This is a genomic window from Phyllobacterium calauticae, assembly GCF_019991125.1.
Classification (GTDB): domain Bacteria; phylum Pseudomonadota; class Alphaproteobacteria; order Rhizobiales; family Rhizobiaceae; genus Phyllobacterium; species Phyllobacterium calauticae.
The window spans coordinates 170,704-188,666 of the sequence record NZ_JAGENB010000004.1 but is presented as its reverse complement, the minus strand read 5'-3'; the positions used below and the strand labels follow the sequence as shown (position 1 = coordinate 188,666).

At 58.4% G+C, this 17,963-nt stretch carries 16 protein-coding genes; 10 read left to right on the top strand and 6 right to left on the bottom strand.

Annotated features, from left to right (window positions below; genetic code table 11):
• Position 1: 1 nt before the first annotated feature.
• The gene (locus tag J1W56_RS16255) at positions 2-1,003 is read left to right on the top strand and encodes a TRAP transporter substrate-binding protein (protein WP_223614313.1); all 1,002 of its coding nucleotides are present in this window, start codon (positions 2-4) and stop codon (positions 1,001-1,003) included.
• 38 nt (positions 1,004-1,041) lie between these two features.
• Here the strand turns inward: J1W56_RS16255 and J1W56_RS16250 are convergent, their stop codons facing one another.
• Positions 1,042-1,899, bottom strand: a complete 858-nt coding sequence (locus J1W56_RS16250; RefSeq protein WP_223614312.1) for a MurR/RpiR family transcriptional regulator — start codon at positions 1,897-1,899, stop codon at positions 1,042-1,044.
• Between the two features lie 346 nt (positions 1,900-2,245).
• Here J1W56_RS16250 and murA point away from each other — a divergent pair, with 346 nt between their 5' ends.
• From murA to J1W56_RS16205, 9 genes are all read left to right on the top strand, one after another.
• Complete coding sequence (murA, locus tag J1W56_RS16245) at positions 2,246-3,502, top strand: UDP-N-acetylglucosamine 1-carboxyvinyltransferase (RefSeq protein WP_223614311.1); 1,257 nt, start codon at positions 2,246-2,248, stop codon at positions 3,500-3,502.
• Positions 3,499-4,380, top strand: coding sequence for an N-acetylglucosamine kinase (locus J1W56_RS16240; RefSeq protein ID WP_223614310.1), 882 nt, complete (start codon positions 3,499-3,501; stop codon positions 4,378-4,380). Before murA ends, J1W56_RS16240 begins: the two co-directional genes overlap by 4 nt.
• A gap of 339 nt (positions 4,381-4,719) precedes the next feature.
• On the top strand, positions 4,720-5,643 hold the full coding sequence (murQ, locus tag J1W56_RS16235; RefSeq protein ID WP_223614309.1) for an N-acetylmuramic acid 6-phosphate etherase: 924 nt from the start codon (positions 4,720-4,722) through the stop codon (positions 5,641-5,643).
• A gap of 81 nt (positions 5,644-5,724) precedes the next feature.
• Positions 5,725-7,248 carry an ABC transporter substrate-binding protein gene (locus tag J1W56_RS16230; protein ID WP_223614308.1) on the top strand — a complete coding sequence of 508 codons (1,524 nt, stop codon included), beginning with the start codon at positions 5,725-5,727 and terminating at the stop codon, positions 7,246-7,248.
• A gap of 45 nt (positions 7,249-7,293) precedes the next feature.
• Positions 7,294-8,253, top strand: coding sequence for an ABC transporter permease (locus J1W56_RS16225; protein ID WP_223614306.1), 960 nt, complete (start codon positions 7,294-7,296; stop codon positions 8,251-8,253).
• Positions 8,253-9,092 (top strand): ABC transporter permease, encoded by an 840-nt coding sequence (locus tag J1W56_RS16220; RefSeq protein ID WP_223614305.1) that lies wholly within the window; start codon positions 8,253-8,255, stop codon positions 9,090-9,092. The genes J1W56_RS16225 and J1W56_RS16220 overlap by 1 nt, the downstream gene beginning before the upstream one ends.
• On the top strand, positions 9,089-10,861 hold the full coding sequence (locus J1W56_RS16215) for an ABC transporter ATP-binding protein (RefSeq protein WP_223614304.1): 1,773 nt from the start codon (positions 9,089-9,091) through the stop codon (positions 10,859-10,861). Before J1W56_RS16220 ends, J1W56_RS16215 begins: the two co-directional genes overlap by 4 nt.
• A gap of 3 nt (positions 10,862-10,864) precedes the next feature.
• The gene (locus J1W56_RS16210) at positions 10,865-11,902 is read left to right on the top strand and encodes a serine hydrolase domain-containing protein (RefSeq protein ID WP_223614303.1); all 1,038 of its coding nucleotides are present in this window, start codon (positions 10,865-10,867) and stop codon (positions 11,900-11,902) included.
• 10 nt (positions 11,903-11,912) lie between these two features.
• Positions 11,913-13,028, top strand: coding sequence for an anhydro-N-acetylmuramic acid kinase (locus tag J1W56_RS16205; protein WP_223614302.1), 1,116 nt, complete (start codon positions 11,913-11,915; stop codon positions 13,026-13,028).
• A 165-nt stretch (positions 13,029-13,193) separates the two neighbouring features.
• Here J1W56_RS16205 and J1W56_RS16200 read toward each other — a convergent pair whose 3' ends face one another.
• The 5 genes from J1W56_RS16200 to J1W56_RS16180 form a co-directional block, all read right to left on the bottom strand.
• Positions 13,194-13,613 carry a GNAT family N-acetyltransferase gene (locus J1W56_RS16200; RefSeq protein WP_223614301.1) on the bottom strand — a complete coding sequence of 140 codons (420 nt, stop codon included), beginning with the start codon at positions 13,611-13,613 and terminating at the stop codon, positions 13,194-13,196.
• A gap of 116 nt (positions 13,614-13,729) precedes the next feature.
• Complete coding sequence (locus J1W56_RS16195) at positions 13,730-15,157, bottom strand: gamma-aminobutyraldehyde dehydrogenase (protein ID WP_223614300.1); 1,428 nt, start codon at positions 15,155-15,157, stop codon at positions 13,730-13,732.
• Between the two features lie 25 nt (positions 15,158-15,182).
• Positions 15,183-15,998: an ABC transporter permease gene (locus J1W56_RS16190; protein ID WP_223614299.1), complete on the bottom strand. Its 816-nt coding sequence runs from the start codon at positions 15,996-15,998 to the stop codon at positions 15,183-15,185.
• Positions 15,988-16,941: an ABC transporter permease gene (locus tag J1W56_RS16185; RefSeq protein ID WP_223614298.1), complete on the bottom strand. Its 954-nt coding sequence runs from the start codon at positions 16,939-16,941 to the stop codon at positions 15,988-15,990. Before J1W56_RS16185 ends, J1W56_RS16190 begins: the two co-directional genes overlap by 11 nt.
• Entirely contained in the window at positions 16,941-17,939 is a 999-nt protein-coding gene (locus J1W56_RS16180; RefSeq protein ID WP_223614297.1) for an ABC transporter ATP-binding protein, read from the bottom strand. Before J1W56_RS16180 ends, J1W56_RS16185 begins: the two co-directional genes overlap by 1 nt.
• Positions 17,940-17,963: the final 24 nt, after the last annotated feature.

The following is a 17,963-nucleotide window of genomic DNA, read 5'->3' as shown; positions in this document are numbered from 1 at the left end:
AATGACCATGCATCGCCGTACCTTCATCAAATCCGTCGCCGTCGTTGGAACGGCAGTGCTTGCCGCCCCTGTGCTTGTCGGCCGTGCCGCCGCTCAAACCAAAACGATCACGGTTGCCTCTCTTTTCGGCGATGACAAACCGGAAACCAAGATATGGTTCAAAATTCGCGACCTCGTCGAAGCGAAGCTGCCCGGCCAGTTCAGGTTCAATATCGTCAAGAATGGTGCGCTCGGGGGCGAGAAGGAAGTTGCGGAAGGCGTGCGGCTCGGCTCGATCCAGGCCAGTCAGTCAACAGTGTCATGGCTTTCCGGCTGGGTGCCCGAGTTGCAGATTCTTGATCTGCCGTTTCTCTTCCGCGATGCCGGGCATGTGCGTAAAGTCGTACAGGGAGAGGTGGGAACAGGACTCAAGGAGAAACTTCTCGCACAGAATTTTGTCGTCGGCGGCTATATCAACTACGGCGCGCGCCATCTTCTGACCAAGGAACCCGTCACGCGACCAGAACAGCTCAAGGGCAAGCGGATTCGGGTTGTCCAGAGCCCTCTGCATACCAAGCTCTGGGCCGCATTTGGCACCACGCCGATCGGCATCCCTATCACCGAAACCTATAACGCTCTGTCGACCGGCGTCGCAGACGCAATGGACCTGACGAAATCGGCCTATGCGGGTTTCAAGTTGTACGAAGTTGTGCCGTATCTGACCGAGACTGGCCATGTCTGGGCGTCTGGTGTTGTCTATTATTCGGCGGCGTTTTGGAGCAGCCTCAACGCCGAGCAAAAGCAGATATTCCTTGAAGCGTCAGCCGCCGGTGCCGGTTACTTCAGCCAATTGATCGTCGAGGACGAAACCGGATCGATGAAAGCCGCTGGGGATCACGGGGGTAAAATTCTCCAGCCGGAAAATCGCGCGGCGTGGGAAGGCGGCGCGCAGGGGGTATGGCAGCAATTCGCTCCCATTGTCGGAGGCCTCGACAGAATCAGGGCAATCCAGGCCGTTTCATAAGCGAAGCCGATGCCGGTATGGATAGCCTGCCGGGGCCGTTAGAGGTGCTCAGCCTTCAGAACGGAGACTGCAACTTCGCTGTTGTGAATATATTCATGGGCATCCGGTTGCCCCTGAATGAACAGGATGAACAACAGGTCGGTCAGCGTCAATTGCGCATCCCTTGCCGTGATGGATGAAGAGCGAACGCGTTCTTCATCGGCAAAGGTGTAAAGCCGAATGTCCGCGACGCGGCTCAGCGGGTTATCCTTCAGCCCTGTCACGGCAATGACGGTCGCGCCGCGCTGGCTGGCAAGCTCGGCAATGCGCAACGTCTCGATACTGTCGCCTGAATAGGAGAGGGCGAACAAGACGTCATCAGCTCCAAGCGTGGATGCGTTGGCCATCTGGACATGGCTGTCACTGTCGTGCAGCACATTGCGCCCGAGCTTCATCAGCTTATAGGCAAAATCCCGTGCCACCAGCGACGATGCGCCGACACCTGCCATATGAATGCGCCGGGCCTTGCGCAGGATTTCCAAAGCGATGCCGATGTCCTTTTCATTGTTGACGGCAACCGTCTGCTGCATCGACAATTGTTTGCTGCCGATCAGTTTCTGCAGGATGACGAGATAGCTGTCGCCTATTTCGATCGTACCGTGGATCATTCCCGCCGGAGCTGTCCATTCCTGTGCCTTGGCTTCGCTGACGGCGAGCTTCAGCTCCATATAGCCGGCGTAGCCGAGCTTCTGGCTGAACTTCACCACACTGGACTGGCTCCGGCCCGTCTCCACGGCCAGAGCAGCCGATGACAGCCGCAGCATCTGATCCGGATTGTCGATGATGAACTGCCCGATCTGGCGATCGGCAGGCGCCATGGAGTCCAACTGTGCATTGATTTTCTGCAGTATAGACATGCGTTCCTTTGCGCGTTGGCCGTTCAGGCTGCTCGCGCCAAAGCGCGGACCTATGGAATAATCGGAGCCTTCAGGCTCGCCGAAATGACATACCTACCGTCAATTCAAAGCACTGGCTACTCCTCGCAATGGCGTCAGAAGCGTTCCCGATAAAAGCATCGCGCCGCAAATAATCTGACGTAGAATAATATATTCCTAAATCAATTGACACCGTGGAATGATCAATTAGTTTTTGTGCATCGCCATGATGGTTGTGCCTTCTATGTCGAACGCAACCTGCAGGTGAAGAGGGTGTCGAACGAAGCCCACCCTATTTTCATGCTCCTCAGATCAGGCAGTGGTTATCATGGATAGATTACGGATCATCGGGGGAAACAGGCTGGAAGGCGCGGTGACGATTTCCGGCGCGAAAAATGCGGCACTCCCGCAAATCGCCGCTGCGCTGCTGAGTCCCTATCCGCTGGAACTGACCAATCTGCCAGCTGTCAATGACGTCGAGAACATGCTGGGCGTGGTGCAACTCCACGGCGCGCGCATTGACCGGTCGCCGCATGCGGCAACCATCGATACAAGCGCCGTTGTGTCGAAGGAAACATCCTATGACACAGTCAGGCGAATGCGTGCGACCATACTGGTTCTTGGGCCGCTGCTCGCCCGCTTCGGGCATGCCAGGGTTTCGCTGCCCGGCGGATGTGCAATTGGTGCCCGGCCCGTCAACATGCATGTCAGTGCACTTGCCGCGCTTGGGGCCGATATTGCCATCGAGAACGGCGTCATCGTTGCATCTGCGCAAAGTTCGCTGCGGGGAACGCGCATTGTTCTCAGCTCTCCATCCGTGGGGGCGACCGAAACGGCCATGATGGCGGCCACCGCAGCAAAAGGTGAAACGGAAATCCTCAATGCTGCACGCGAACCGGAAGTGGTTGACCTCGCCGCCTGCCTCAATGCGATGGGAGCCCGCATCGAAGGGGCCGGGACGCATCGCATTCTGGTGGAAGGCGATACGACGTGGCGCCCCGCCCGGCATGCTATCATCCCTGACCGGATAGAGGCGGGCACCTATGCAATCGCTGCGGCCATTACCGGCGGTCAGCTCGAGCTGACCCATGCCCGTCTGGAGCATCTGGCTTCCGTTGTGCAAGCGCTTGAAGCGGCAGGTGTCAGCGTCTGGCCCAGCGACCGGGGCCTGATTGTGTCTCGGGAGGGGCCGCTGAAGGCCGTTGACATCACCACGGAGCCCTATCCGGGGTTCCCCACGGATCTCCAGGCCCAGTTCATGGCATTGACGTGCCGGAGTCAGGGCGCATCACTGCTGCGCGAAACCATATTCGAAAACCGCTTCATGCATGTCCCGGAGCTCATGCGTCTGGGGGCGAACATAACGCTGCAGGGAACGACTGCGCTGGTGCGCGGCGGGGAACCGCTGCACGGTGCACAGGTCATGGCGACGGATTTGCGGGCTTCCGTCTCGCTCGTCCTGGCGGGGCTCGTTTGTGAAGGTGAGACGATCATCAACCGAGTATATCACCTTGATCGCGGCTATGAGCAGCTGGATCGCAAGCTTCGGCTCTGCGGCGCTGATATCGAGCGGATCAGCTCATGAGCGACGCCATGCATGAGAAATTGTTTTTTCTTGGCGTCGATGGCGGTGGCACGGGCTGCCGCGCCCGCATTGAAGACGGCTTTGGTGCGGTCCTCGGCCAAGGGCTCTCCGGACCCGCGACAACCCGTCTTGGCGTGGACGCGGCCTGGGCTTCCGTTGCCAGCGCCTTTACCTCGGCAATAGCGGAAGCCGGTTTCACGGAGCGGGAAACCGCACGCATGCATGCCGGTATCGGTCTTGCCGGCATCGGCCGCAAGGGCGCGGTTGAGGCGCTTCGGGCTATCCCTCATCCGTTTGCCAGCATCGCTTTCACGAGCGATGGTGTTGCCGCCTGTCTGGGGGCTCACTCCGGCGCGGATGGCGCAATTGTCATTGCCGGAACGGGTTCCATCGGTCTCGGTTTCGCCGGGGCGCGCGATCTGCGGGTTGGCGGGTATGGCTTTCCAATATCCGATGAAGGCAGTGGCGCGGATCTCGGATTGAAGGCTGTCCAACTCGCGTTGCGGGCTTTTGACGGCCGCCACGAACAGAGTGCGTTGCTGGGCGAAGTGATGCAGCGGTTCCAGAACGACCCCGTGGAGGTGGTTGCATGGATGGATCGGGCGACGGCGACCGATTATGCCGTGCTCGCACCCATGGTGATGCGCCATGCAGATCAGGGTGACATGGTGGGGCGGCGTCTGGTTCAGGGAGCGGCTGAACAGATTGACTCCATCGTCCGCGCGCTGATCGAAAAAGGTGCGCCCCGCGTCACGCTTCTCGGAGGGCTGTCGACGCCGCTGGAGCCATGGTTGGCTCCCGACATTCGCCGCCGCCTGAAACCCGCCGATGGTGATGCGGTTTCAGGTGCGATCATTCTGGCGAGAAAATCGTGCTGAGACTTCAGACTACGACTGCCCATCATCATTTTCGGTAAGCGGCGCTCAATCATGGCCGTCCGTTTGCGGAAGGCAAGTGAACTGCCAGTTTCAGCCGATGGATAAACGCGTCTGGTTAGGAATATATAATTCCAAATTTATATTGACGTAAGGAATAATAAATCATAAAAAGTTAACATAAAAAGAATGAGAGCTGTTGCACCAGGGAGCGAGCGGCCGCATTCCGGATGCGGAATAGACAATTCATGCAATGCGCGGACGACCCCGGTGAGATGCGATCTCATCGCTTTTCGCCGGTATCGCATTTTCATTAAATGCAGTTCTCCCGAAAGTTGGCCGATGACTGAGCAAGCGTTGATATCCGAGTTGGAAAAACTGGTCTCCGAGGGCCGAAATCCGCAGACGATGCAGATCGATCTTCTGCCGACTGCCGATATTTTGCAGAAGATCAATGATGAAGACAAAGGCGTGCCATCGGCTGTCGAGAAGGTTATTCCGCATATCTCTACGGCAGTTGACCGGGTCGTCACTGCCTTCCAAGCCGGTGGGAGGCTGATCTATATGGGAGCGGGAACCAGCGGCCGTTTGGGGGTTCTGGATGCGTCGGAATGTCCGCCAACCTTCGGTGTACCTGAAGGCGTGGTGGTGGGGCTGATCGCGGGCGGTCCCGAGGCGATGGTCAGGGCCATAGAAGGCGCTGAGGACGATCCGCACAAGGGGGAACAAGCGCTGCGGGACATTGGACTGACGGCACAGGATGTGGTTGTGGGTATCGCGGTTAGCGGACGCACGCCCTATGTGATCGGTGGGCTGAATTACGCCAAACAGGTAGGGGCTTCGACCGTTGCCTTGTCCTGCAACCCGGATTCAATCATTGCCGGAATTGCCGATATCGCGATTTCTCCCGTTGTCGGTCCGGAGGTTCTTACCGGGTCAACCCGGTTGAAATCCGGCACCGCGCAGAAGCTCATTCTCAACATGCTGACGACGGCCAGTATGATACGGATCGGAAAGAGCTATCAGAATCTCATGGTGGACGTGCACGCGAGCAATAAAAAACTCGTGGCCAGGGCGTCGCGTATTGTCATGCAGGCAACCGGTTGTACCACTGAGCAGGCGCGCCAAGCTCTCGATCAGACAAGCAATGATGTGAAGCTGGCGATATTGATGGTCAAAACGGGAATGGACGTGGAAAAAGCGCGGGTGGCGTTAAAAGATGCAGGAGGTTTTCTGCGAAAGGCGATAAATGCAAAGCCGTTGTAAGACCATGCCGGTTTAGCGGGAAGTAAAACGAATCAAGCGTCCATAAGGTCGCTCAAAATAGCTCCAGGGGGAAAAAGAAAAATGAAAAGGCGTTCAACAGCGAAACTGGTTTCTTGTCTTGCAATAGCTGCAGCCCTTGGCGTGGCGATGGTGGGTTCGCCAGCAAGTGCGGCAACGCTGCGCATGGCCTGGTCGCAGGACGCGACGGGTCTCGATCCGCACAAGCAGACCGCATTCTCTTCCATAAGGCTGCTTGAGCTCATTTATGAGCCGCTCGTGCGTCTGGATGCCAATCTGCAGATTGTTCCGGCTGTTGCCGATTCCTGGCAGTTTTCGTCCAACGGTACGGAATTGACCTTCAAACTCAACCCGAATGCAAAATTCCAGAACGGGGATCCGGTCACCTCAGCGGATGTGAAGGCGTCATTTGAGCGTATACTCAATGAGGCGACCGGTGCGGTGGCGCGGGCCAACTTCTTGTCGATTGCCAATATCGAAGCCGTTGACCCTCACACGGTGGTTTTTCATCTGTCCCAGCCGGATGTGCCGCTTCTGACGGCGATGACAAATCTGAACGCGGCGATCATTTCCGCGCGTGAAATTGAAAAAGGAGCGATCAGCACAACGCCTGTAGGTTCGGGGCCTTTCAAGCTTGAGAAGTGGGATCCGAATTCCCGCGAGATACTGGTTGCCAACAAGGCGTGGGCCGGAGGTGCAACAGGTGTCGAGGGCATCAATATCAGTGTTCTTCCCGACGAAACGGCGATCCTGGCGGCCATGCGCACCGGCCAGGTTGATTTTGCGCTGCTGAACGACCCTCTGATTGCAACACTCATTCCACGGGAAGAGCGACTGGTCCTGAACCGTGCGCCTGTGCTTGCCTATCACGTGCTGCAGCTTAATCCGTCGCGCAAGCCAATGACCGAGCTTGCGGTACGGCAGGCCATTTCCTGCGCCATCGACCGGAAGGAAGTTCTCGATACGGCTTCCCTGGGAGAAGGCAAGGTGACAGGCCCGATAACGACACCGTCCTTTGCAGCCGATCCCAACAGCCTGTTCTGTTACAAGCGGGACGTCGAGAAGGCCAAGAAACTCATGGCCGATGCGGGATATGCGAAGGGTTTCTCGGCCACGGTCATCGCGGCAACCGGCGAACCGCCAACAGCCGCCGCAGAGGCTCAGGTCATCCAATCCCAACTGGCCGAAATCGGCGTCAAACTCGATATCAAGGTCATGGAACTGAACGTCTATGTCGATACATGGCTGAAAGGCGATTTCGACATGGCTGTTGCCCTGAATGGCGGCAGTGCTGATCCCTATTCGATGTACAGCCGGTACTGGACCAAGACCGGAAACCTGCAAAAGGTTGCAAATTACATTGACGATACCCTGGATGGTCTCATGCAGAAGGGCCGCGCCGAGACCGATCCTGCAGCGCGCAAGGTCATTTTCAGTGATTTCGAAAAACATCTCGCAGAGATGTCTCCCTGGATCTGGCTCTATACCTCCTACAGCTATACGGCACAGCAAAAGAGTGTCCAGGGCTTCACTGCAACGCCCATCGGTTCGCTTTTCGGTCTCAGTAAGGTGACCGTCCAGCAATAGCTGGACTGGGATTGCCGATCACTTCTTACCCGGAGACGTTTCTGGATGGGTTATGTTACACGGCGTCTGGTGACGTTTCCGCTGGTTCTGATCGGCGTCTCAATACTTGTGTTCGTTGCAATCCGTCTCGTTCCCGGCGATTCCATCACGGCGATGCTGGGGACAGAGGCCGGGCTGTTGACGCCGCAACAACGCGTGGCGTTGACGGCCTATTTCGGCCTCGACCAGAATTGGCTCGTTCAATACTGGCACTGGCTGCTCGGGCTTTTCCGTGGCGATCTGGGTATCTCGGTCGCCTACGGAAAACCGGTGCTCGACGTAATATTTGATCGCTTTCCCCTGACTTTGGAGCTGGCCTTTCTTTCCATGATCATCGCGCTTGCCATCGGTCTTCCGGCAGGGGTGTTCGCCGCGACCCATAATGGCAGGCCATCCGACCTGATGGTGCGCATCTTTGCCATGGTCGGCCAGTCAACACCGAGCTTCGTTGTCGGCCTTCTGATTATCTACATGTTGTCCGTCGGTTTTGGCGCGCTGCCGACGATGGGAGAGTTTTCGCCCTTCTGGAAGGACCCGCTGCGCAACCTTAGCCAGTTGATCTTTCCGGCCATCACGCTCGGATTGGCATTTGCCGCTTCCGTCACCCGCATATCCCGGTCGGCCATGCTCGATGTCCTGAGCGATGATTATGTCAGGACCGCACGCAGCAAGGGGGCGTCGGCGCGCAGTGTCATCTGGCGGCATGCGCTGCCGAATGCACTTATCCCGGTCGTCACTCTCAGCGGTATGGAATTCGGTTATCTGCTGGGCGGCGCCGTTCTCGTCGAGAAGATCTATGCGCTGCCAGGATTGGGGCGCGTGGTTCTCGATGCGATATTGCAGCGGGATTATGCCCTGTTGCAGGGAAGCGTGCTGTTCATTGCCTTCAACTTCATGGTCGTCAATCTTCTGGTCGACCTCGCTTATTCGGCGCTCGATCCCCGTATTCGTTTGGGAGAACGGTAATGCGCATCCTCCGCGCGATTTTTGGACATACAAGCGGCAGAATAGGCGGGGCCATCGTCCTGCTCTACCTCGTGATCGCCTTGCTCGGCGTTATGGGTTTCACACCGCATGACCCGTTGATGCAGAACCGCCTGGACCGTCTGCACTCTCCCACCATCACCTATTGGATGGGCACCGACCTGTTTGGCCGCGATGTCGCCAGCCGTCTTATGCGCGGGGTAGGGCAGTCCTTTACGGTGGCCTTCTTGTCGGTTGCCTTTGCATCGCTTGCGGGAACTGTCCTTGGCCTGGCCGCGGCATGGTTCGGCCATCGGCTGGATGGCATCATCATGCGCCTGATGGATGTGTTGTTGGCATTTCCAGCCATTCTTCTCGCCCTTTTGGTTGTGGCCATTGTCGGACCGGGAACCTGGACCAGCGTTGTGGCGATCGGGATTGTCTACACGCCCATATTCACCCGTGTCGTGCGCGGGCCAGCCCTGTCGCTGAAGGCGCGTGATTTCGTTGACGCGGCGCGCACGTTCGGCAGCAGCCGCACATACATCCTGACGCGGCATCTCCTGCTCAATCTGGTGGCGCCGCTGACGGTTCAGATCACGCTGGCGCTGGCATGGGCTCTCCTGACGGAAGCGGGACTCAGTTTCCTTGGGCTCGGCACGCAGCCGCCCGCATCGTCGCTCGGTCTGATGTTGAGCGACAGCCGCAATCTGATGGAAACAGCCCCATGGCTGCTGGTCTTCCCCGGCCTTGCAATCATGGTGAGCATCCTTGGTTTCAACCTGCTCGGCGATGCGTTGCGCGATATCCTTGATCCGAGAATGCGGAGGTCAAACCCATGAGCCCGCTGCTCTCCGTCCGTGATCTGCGCGTCGGCTTCGGCCACGACCCCGAGGTCAATCAGGTTGTGCGCGGTGTAAGCTTTGATGTGGCCGCCGGAGAAACACTGGCGATCGTCGGTGAAAGCGGCTCCGGAAAATCCGTCACGGCGCTCTCGATCAATCGGCTCGTTGATTTTGGCGGGGGCCGCATCGTCTCCGGTTCCGTAAAGCTGAAACGGGCCGATAACAGCATTCTGGACCTGACAGCCGCGACGGAACCGCAACTGACAAAAGTGCGCGGCGCTGAAATCGGCATGATTTTTCAGGAGCCGATGACATCGCTCAATCCCGTGCTTTCCATAGGCACGCAGATTGAAGAATCCTTTCGGCTCCATCGGGGGCTGACTGGAAAGCAGGCGCGTGCGGCTGCCAAGGACGCGCTCGATCGCGTGCGGATTCCGGACGCTTTGCGACGCTTGAAATATTATCCGAACCAGCTATCGGGCGGTATGCTCCAGCGCGTCATGATAGCAACGGCTTTGGCGTGCAACTCCCGTCTGCTGATTGCCGATGAGCCCACGACGGCATTGGATGTCACCGTGCAGGCACAGATCATGGCGCTTCTCGCAGAATTGAAGCGGGAAACCGGGATGTCGATGATTTTCATCACGCATGATATCGGCCTGGTCGCGGGAATTGCCGACAGGGTCATGGTGATGCAGAACGGGCAGGCGGTGGAACAAGGGGAGTTGAACCAGATACTCGATCACCCGCAACATCCCTATACGCAACATCTCCTGCATGCCGTCCCGCATTTCGCCAGCGGGCAGGCAGCGCGTACCGACGGCAAACGCGACAGCGAGGCATCGGTCGATCCGGCTCTCAGGGTTGACGGGCTTACGGTGCGGTTTCCGGTTACGTCAGGTGTTTTTCGCCGTCCCGCCGGTGCGGTTCACGCGGTGGAAGGCGTGGATTTTGATCTGATGCCAGGGGAAACACTGGCGATTGTCGGCGAAAGCGGCTCGGGGAAATCGACAACGGCGCGCGCCATTCTGGGTCTGACAAAATCCACGCGCGGCACCTTTTCTGCCGTCAGGCAGGAAGCCTCCGCACGGCAAAGCCAGCGGCCGGTGCAGATGGTTTTCCAGAACCCCTATGCTTCGCTCAATCCGCGGCTCTCCATTGCGAGCATTCTTGCGGAGCCGGTGATTGCCGCAGGCGGGCGGCTCGATGTCCAGACGCGTGACAGAATGTCCATGCTGATCGAGCGTGTCGGCCTGCCGTCCAACAGCCTTGACCGCTATCCGCATGAATTCTCCGGCGGTCAACGCCAGCGCCTGTGCATTGCCCGGGCGCTGATGCTGAACCCTTCCGTTGTGGTTCTGGATGAAGCGGTTTCGGCATTGGATGTGTCCGTGCAGGCCAAGGTATTGGATCTGCTTGTCGACCTGCAACGGGAATTCAATCTGGCCTATCTGTTCATCTCGCATGACATGGCCGTTGTCGAGCGGATCGCCCACAGGATTGCCGTCATGTATGCCGGACAGATTGTTGAAATCGGTCGTGCTGCAGCGGTGCTGGCAAATCCGCAGCATTCCTATACGCAAAGGCTCATTGCCGCCGTTCCGACGGTCAGCCGCCGCAAGGAGCACTTTGAACTGGATACGCGGCAGGTTCCGTCCCTGGTGCGCCAGCCGGGTTTTGAACCCGCCCCGGCCGACTGGACGCATTTTGGTGCCGATCACAAGGCACGTACCGAAGCTCCACCATATTCGCAAACGGCGGGATAGATCATGAGTGCATCTGATCGTACGGAACAGTTCGCCAATGCCGCGCTTTCCCGGTTGTTCAATCGCGCTTTTGCACCACTTGCCAGTGCCGTAGCAACCAACCGCATTCCCGGGGGCGTGTTCGGCATTGTTGATCGGGATCAGCGCCGGATCATCCAGGCGATTGGCTCAGCTCAACTTATTCCGAATATCAGGCCGATGCGGGTCGACACGTGGTTCGACCTTGCATCGCTGACCAAGGTCATCTTTACGACGCCGCGCATCCTTGCTTTGGCGCAAGCGGGCATCATTGATCTCGACGCACCGCTCATCTCCGCGCTGCCGGATTTACGCCAATATGACGCAAACGCCTGGGAGCGGAAAATCACCTTTAGGCAATGTCTCGGCCATCAGACGCCCTTGCCGGCCGTTGCCCCGATATACACCTATGGCCGCGATCCGGATTTGCTGCGCAGCTTCATCCTGCAGCGTGAGTGGCAGGCCGGGGAACCGGTCTATTCCGATATCAATTTCATTCTTCTGGGCTTCGCGCTGGAGCGCCTATCCAAGTGCTCCATCCGTGACATGGACCCAGGGCCAGGTTTTGCGTTCTCTGCTGCATCTGATGCTGCGGCGGCCACCGAGGACTGCACCTGGCGGCACCGGGTGCTGTCGGGCGAGGTGCATGACGACAACTGCGCCGCCTTGCAGGGAGCCGGTCATGCCGGGCTGTTCGGAACGGCCGATTCCGTTCTGGATTTCGCGCAAGGTCTGCTGGATGGAACCGGAGCGTCCGAGCATGCGATCGCGCTCATGAAAGAACCTCTGTCCGCCAAACGCACCCATGGGTGGGAGCGGCCATATGAGGACTGGTCAGGCGGAGGATTGTGTTCTGCGAACACGATCGGTCATACGGGCTTTACAGGTACTGGCCTGTGGATTGATTTCGACAAGGGCAGGGCCTGGACACTGCTCACCAACCGCATTCATCCGACGCGCCATTTCGACAGTGGAATAACCTTGCTTCGGCAGGAAGTCGGCAATCTCGTCAACGGACAGTAGGAATTCAACCATGGAACCAATGTGGGCCGTTGGCCTGATGACCGGTACCGTACTTGACGGCAACATTGACGTTGCCCTGATCAAAACCGACGGCGAGCGCATAGAGGCGTTCGGCGCTTATGCGTTGACCCCCTACGACGCATCCGTTCGAAGCCTGCTGGAGGAGACGTTGAACCAGGCCCGAGTCTGGAATTTCAACGGTCCCGAACCGGTGATCTTCCGGCAAGCCGAAGAGGCACTGACGCGCGCGCAATCCGCGGCAGTCCAGGATCTGGTCAACGGTGCCGGCCTGACAATGGCCGACATCGGCATCGTCGGTTTTCACGGCCAGACCGTCCTGCACCGCGCACCCCAGGGCGGCCGTCTTGGCGCAACCCGCCAGCTCGGCGATGGCGAACTGATGAGCGCCATTCTTGGAACAAAGGTCGCCTATGATTTCCGCTCGGCTGATATGCGCATGGGCGGGCAGGGTGCTCCTTTGTCGGCGGCCTATCATGCTGCACTGCTGCAGGCTGCCGGGGTTGGAAACGACACCGCCATGCTGAACCTGGGCGGTGTTGCGAACATTACCTGGTGGGATGGCGATGGTGGCTTTGTCGCGTTCGATACCGGGCCTGCCAACGCGCCGCTCAATGATTTCGTCAAGTCGAAAGGGCTGGGTGAAATGGATCGGGACGGCGCTCTGGCTTTGGCTGGAACGGTTGACGAAGTACGCCTTTCCAAGCTCCTGCAGCATCCTTATCTGACAGCACCTTATCCAAAATCATTGGACCGCTTTGATTTTGGTGCGGAAATGGCCGATGGCCTCAATGCACGGGATGGGGCTGCGCTCCTGTCGGCATTTACCGCATCTGCCGTCGGGAAAGCGCTCGATCTTTTGCCGCAGCGGCCCGGCAGGCTGGTGGTTTGCGGAGGCGGCCGCCGCAATCCGGCGATCATGGCCATGCTTTCGGATCTTGCTGGCGTCGAGGTCTTGGCCGCCGAAGCCTTGGGTTTGCGCGGCGACGCGGTCGAAGCGGAATGCTTTGGTTTTCTTGCGGTGCGTGCTCTCAGGGACCTGCCGATCAGTTTCCCGACGACGACAGGCGTTCGCGAGCCCACGCGCGGCGGACGCATAGCAGGCTAGTGGAACGAATTTGACATTCGCATCCCATCTGACATGACGCGCAGCATGCGAATGTCAAATTCAAAGTTCCACTAGAAACATAGACTTGCTAGTGGTCCTTTGATTCTGACATTTGCCTCAATGGCCTGTATAAGAGGGATGCAAATGTCAGAATCGGACCACTAATCAGAGCTGTTTCTGCAGGAAGATGCGGTCACGCCCCATCGGAAAATCGGGCAGGGTGGCAAAGGTCTGGTATCCCTGCTTCTGGTAAGTCTTCGCGGCCCTTGGATTGAACGTATCAATATATGCGCCATGGCATCCGCGTGCCGCCGCTTCCTGTTCTGCGGCATCCAACATTCTGGCTGCCATGTGCTGTCCGCGAAAACTCTCATCCACCCACAGCCATTGAACGTAGAGCCATCCCCACGCGGTGTAGCCCGATATTCCACCGACAACCCTATCCGTTTCATCGCGCACAAAGACCGCAAGGGCCACTCTTTGGCTCGGCCCGACGTCGCCATCATTGAATGCCGTCAACTGATCTCCCAGGAATTTGAGATCGGTTGGCGAGGGGGCTTCTGTGACTTCGAGATGGATGTTCATTCTACCGCATGGATAAGTCAGGTCAGTAAAATCAGGCTAGAATAATAAATTCCTGATTTCAATGTTCTATGGATATTTTATTCCTTTGGTGCCGTCACGCTGCCGGAAACCGGCCTTCAGCCGTGGTTGATCATGATATGGCGAACGGCCGTATAATCCTCCAGCGCGTAGATCGACATATCCTTGCCATAGCCTGACTGCTTCACGCCGCCATGCGGCATTTCATTGGTCAGCATGAAGTGGGTGTTGATCCAGGTACAGCCATATTGCAGCCGCGATGCGGTTCTCATCGCCTTGGAAATATCTTTCGTCCAGACCGAAGAGGCGAGGCCGTAATCGCTGTCATTGGCCCATCTTACGGCCTCATCATCGGCACGGAAACGCGTGACCGAAACCACCGGACCGAACACCTCGCGGCGGACAATCTCGTCTTCCTGCGTCGCACCGGCAACGACGGTGGGCTGGAAGAAGAAACCATTGGTGCTGCCCGCATGGCCGCCCGTGGTAATCTCAATGTGCTTCTGTTCCGTTGCGCGCTCCACAAAACTCGCCACACGATCGCGCTGGCGGCTGGAGATAAGCGGCCCGATCTCATTGACCGTATCGTCGGCGTCATTGAAGCGGATGGTGGAGACGGCAGAGGTGAGGTCCGCCACCAGTTTCTCGTAGATGCCATCCTGCGCATAGATGCGGCAGGCAGCCGTACAATCCTGGCCGGCATTGTAATAACCGAAGGTACGGATACCGTTGACCACCGCTTCAAGGTCCGCATCGTCATAGACGATGACAGGCGCCTTGCCGCCCAGTTCCAGATGAGTCCGCTTGACCGTCTTGGCGGCGGCCTGCAGCACCTTCTTTCCCGTGGCGATATCGCCGGTGATGGACACCATGCCAATCTTGGGGTGGTTGATCAGCGCGTTGCCGACCGTGTCGCCGCGGCCAAGAATGACGTTGACTACCCCTTCGGGGAGAATATCCGCCAGAAGCCGCGCCATTTTCAGCGCTGTCAGCGGTGTTTGTTCGGATGGCTTGAACACCACCGTATTGCCACCTGCAATAGCTGGCGCAAGTTTCCACGCCATCATCATCAGCGGGTAATTCCACGGCGCAATCGATCCGACAATGCCGACGGCATCGCGGCGGACCATTGAGGTATGCCCGGGCAGATATTCGCCGGCGACGGGCGCATGCATGGAACGGATGGCTCCGGCAAAGAACCGCCAGCAATCGATGATGGCGGGAAGCTCGTCATTGCGCACGGCATTGATCGGCTTGCCGCAGTTGAGCGCTTCAAGCGCGGCGAAATCATCCGCATGTTTTTCAATGGCATCGGCAATCCGCAGGAGATAACCGGAGCGCTCGGCAGGTGTCGTCAGCGACCACGTCGCAAAGGCCCGTTCGGCCGCATCGACAGCTGCATCAATCTGACTGTGGGAGGCTTCGGCAAGATCAATGATTGTCGCGCCGGTCTTCGGGTTGAGGATATGCTCCTCGACCTCGGTTCCGGCGACGAATGTCGATCCGATCAGCAGTTGCGTATCCATGTGTCGTTCTCCCATAGTCTTTGCATTATTTGCCGGAACCAGCGATCTGGTCGCCGTCGCGTGTGAGGTAATAGGCAGCAAGGATCGGCAGGAATGTCACCAGCACCACGACCATCGCGACCACGTTGGTGACGGGTCGCTGGCGCGGGCGGATGAGTTCCTGCAGCATCCAGATCGGCAGGGTGGATTGCTGGCCGCCGGTGAATGTGGTGACGATGACTTCGTCGAAGGACAGGGCAAAGGCGAGCATGCCGCCTGCCAGCAAGGCCGTGCTGATATTCGGCAGGATGACATACCGAAATGTCTGGAAGCCGTTGGCTCCGAGATCCATCGACGCTTCGACCAGTGAACCCGAAACACGGCGGAAGCGGGCGACCGCATTGTTATAGACAACCACGACGCAGAACGTGGCGTGACCAAGCACGATGGTCCAGATCGAGAAGGGAATGTCCGCCATACTGAAGGCCGATCGCAGGGCAATACCGGTGATGATGCCGGGCAGCGCAATCGGCAGGATGACCAGCAGTGAAATCGTCTCGCGCCCGAAGAACCGGGTCTGGCTGACCGCGGCGGCGCAGAGCGTGCCAAGCAGCAATGCGACGGCCGTGGCGATCGAGGCGACGCGGACCGAGAGGCTCAGCGCCTGCCACACATCCGGTCGGTTCCAGGTCACCGCGAACCATTGCAGTGTCAGGCCGGGTGGCGGGAATTGGTAACTCTTTTCTTCCGTGGTGAAGGCATAGAGGAAAATCAGCAGGATCGGCAGATGCAGGAAGAGCAGCCCGCCGGCGGCGGCAATCTTCAGGGCCAGCGGAGCAGAGGCGGAACGATCAGAGCGCATCGAAAGCTCCCATTCTGCGGGCGGCCCAGAGATAGAGCCCCATAATGACGATGGGCACGACGGTGAAAGCGGCAGCAAGCGGGATGTTGCCCGCCGTGCCCTGCTGCGCATAGACGGCCTGGCCGATGAACAGACGCGAAGAACCGATGATCTGCGGAATGATGTAGTCACCCAGCGTCAGCGAAAAGGTGAAGATCGATCCGGCAACGATGCCGGGCAGAGCCAGCGGAAACAGCACATGGCGGAAGGTCTGCTGCGGGGTGCTGCCAAGATCGGAGGAGGCCTCGATCAGATTGACCGGTACGCGTTCCAGCGATGCCTGGATCGGCAGGATCATGAAGGGCATCCAGACATAGACAAACACGATGAAGGTGCCGGTATAGCTGACCGAGAGGGAATTGCCGCCGATCACCGGGAGTGACAGCCACGCATCCAGCAGCCAGAGCAGGTTCAGCTTGGTCAGGAGCCAGGTCAGGATACCTTCCTTTGCAAGGATCAGTTTCCACGCGTAAATCTTGACAAGATAGCTCGACCACAGCGGCAGCATTACCCCGAGATAGAACAGCGCCTTCCATTTTCCCCTGGCATAGCGCGCCGCATAGTAAGCGATCGGAAAGGCGATCAGTGCGGAAAACAGGGTCACGATCGCCGCCATGCACACGGTGCGGATGATGATGTCGAGATTGGTCTCGTTCAGCAACTGCCCGTAGGTGGCAAGCGTGAACTCGTAATTCACCAGGCCCGAATAATCATCGATGGAAAAGAAGCTCTGCAACAGGAGCGCGAGCAACGAACCCAAATAGATGATGCCGAGCCACAGCAGCGGCGGAGCCAGCATCACTGCCAGGAAAACATGCGGATGTTTCCAGAAGAAATCCGATATGCGGCCAGCAAGACCGGACCTTTGCGTTGATATGGCCTGTTCGCCGGTGATGGCGCTCATCACACCGCCTCCATGAGATGAAGATCGGCCGGGGCAAAACTCAATGTGACCTTGCTGCCTTCTTCCGGAACAGGACTTGCCGCCGGGCTGGTCACATGAAGTTTGGTCCCGCTGACATCGACGGTGATACGGTTCGATGCACCAAGGAAGCTGCGCGACAGGACAATGCCGGACAGCGAAAGCTGGCCGTCCTTTTTGCCGGTAAGCTCTATGGCTTCGGGACGCAGGCTGGCGAGTTGCCGGCCCGCGCCAAGCTGGGTGACAAATTCCGGTTGCAGGATATTGGACGAGCCGACGAAATCGGCGACAAACCGCGTCTTCGGTCGCTTGTAGACATCTTCCGGCGTACCAAGTTGCTGGATCCTGCCTTCGTTGAACACGGCGATGCGGTCGGCCATGGACAGGGCTTCGCCTTGATCATGAGTGACAAAGACAAAGGTGATGCCGAGCGATTTCTGCAGGGTCTTCAATTCCTCCTGCATCTGTTCACGCAGCTTGAGGTCAAGCGCACCCAGTGGCTCGTCCAGCAGAAGGACTTTAGGCTTGTTGACGAGGGCGCGCGCAAGCGCAACGCGCTGGCGCTGGCCGCCGGAAAGCTGACCGGGCCGCCGCGTGCCGTACCCAGGCAGCTTGACCATGGCAAGCGCATCTTCCGCAGCCTTGCGCCGTTCTTCCCGCGCCACGCCCTTGACCATCAGGCCGTAGGCGACATTGTCGAGGATACTCAGATGCGGAAACAATGCGTAATCCTGAAACACCGTATTGACGTTGCGCCGGTACGGCGGCACGCCCTCCGCCGTCTCGCCGAAAATCTCGATATGGCCGCCGGTCGGCTGTTCGAACCCCGCCATCAGGCGCAGGCAGGTGGTCTTGCCCGAGCCGGAGGGGCCAAGCATGGCAAAGAATTCGCCTTCGGCAACAGCAAGATCAACCGCATCGACGGCGCGGACCGCTCCGAAATGGCGCGATACGTTTTCAAACAGGACAGCAGCTGTCATGTCTCACTCCATGTTTCAGGCATG

Excerpts from the sequence above, each read along its gene's own strand:
- J1W56_RS16250 (WP_223614312.1), bottom strand. The coding sequence starts at position 1,899 with ATGTCTATACTGCAGAAAATCAATGCACAGTTGGACTCCATGGCGCCT.
- J1W56_RS16230 (WP_223614308.1), top strand. The coding sequence starts at position 5,725 with ATGAAAAGGCGTTCAACAGCGAAACTGGTTTCTTGTCTTGCAATAGCT.
- J1W56_RS16180 (WP_223614297.1), bottom strand. The coding sequence starts at position 17,939 with ATGACAGCTGCTGTCCTGTTTGAAAACGTATCGCGCCATTTCGGAGCG.
- J1W56_RS16185 (WP_223614298.1), bottom strand. The coding sequence starts at position 16,941 with ATGAGCGCCATCACCGGCGAACAGGCCATATCAACGCAAAGGTCCGGT.
- J1W56_RS16210 (WP_223614303.1), top strand. The coding sequence starts at position 10,865 with ATGAGTGCATCTGATCGTACGGAACAGTTCGCCAATGCCGCGCTTTCC.
- J1W56_RS16200 (WP_223614301.1), bottom strand. The coding sequence starts at position 13,613 with ATGAACATCCATCTCGAAGTCACAGAAGCCCCCTCGCCAACCGATCTC.
- murQ (WP_223614309.1), top strand. The coding sequence starts at position 4,720 with ATGACTGAGCAAGCGTTGATATCCGAGTTGGAAAAACTGGTCTCCGAG.
- J1W56_RS16240 (WP_223614310.1), top strand. The coding sequence starts at position 3,499 with ATGAGCGACGCCATGCATGAGAAATTGTTTTTTCTTGGCGTCGATGGC.
- J1W56_RS16215 (WP_223614304.1), top strand. The coding sequence starts at position 9,089 with ATGAGCCCGCTGCTCTCCGTCCGTGATCTGCGCGTCGGCTTCGGCCAC.
- J1W56_RS16195 (WP_223614300.1), bottom strand. The coding sequence starts at position 15,157 with ATGGATACGCAACTGCTGATCGGATCGACATTCGTCGCCGGAACCGAG.
- J1W56_RS16255 (WP_223614313.1), top strand. The coding sequence starts at position 2 with ATGACCATGCATCGCCGTACCTTCATCAAATCCGTCGCCGTCGTTGGA.
- J1W56_RS16205 (WP_223614302.1), top strand. The coding sequence starts at position 11,913 with ATGGAACCAATGTGGGCCGTTGGCCTGATGACCGGTACCGTACTTGAC.
- J1W56_RS16220 (WP_223614305.1), top strand. The coding sequence starts at position 8,253 with ATGCGCATCCTCCGCGCGATTTTTGGACATACAAGCGGCAGAATAGGC.
- J1W56_RS16225 (WP_223614306.1), top strand. The coding sequence starts at position 7,294 with ATGGGTTATGTTACACGGCGTCTGGTGACGTTTCCGCTGGTTCTGATC.
- murA (WP_223614311.1), top strand. The coding sequence starts at position 2,246 with ATGGATAGATTACGGATCATCGGGGGAAACAGGCTGGAAGGCGCGGTG.
- J1W56_RS16190 (WP_223614299.1), bottom strand. The coding sequence starts at position 15,998 with ATGCGCTCTGATCGTTCCGCCTCTGCTCCGCTGGCCCTGAAGATTGCC.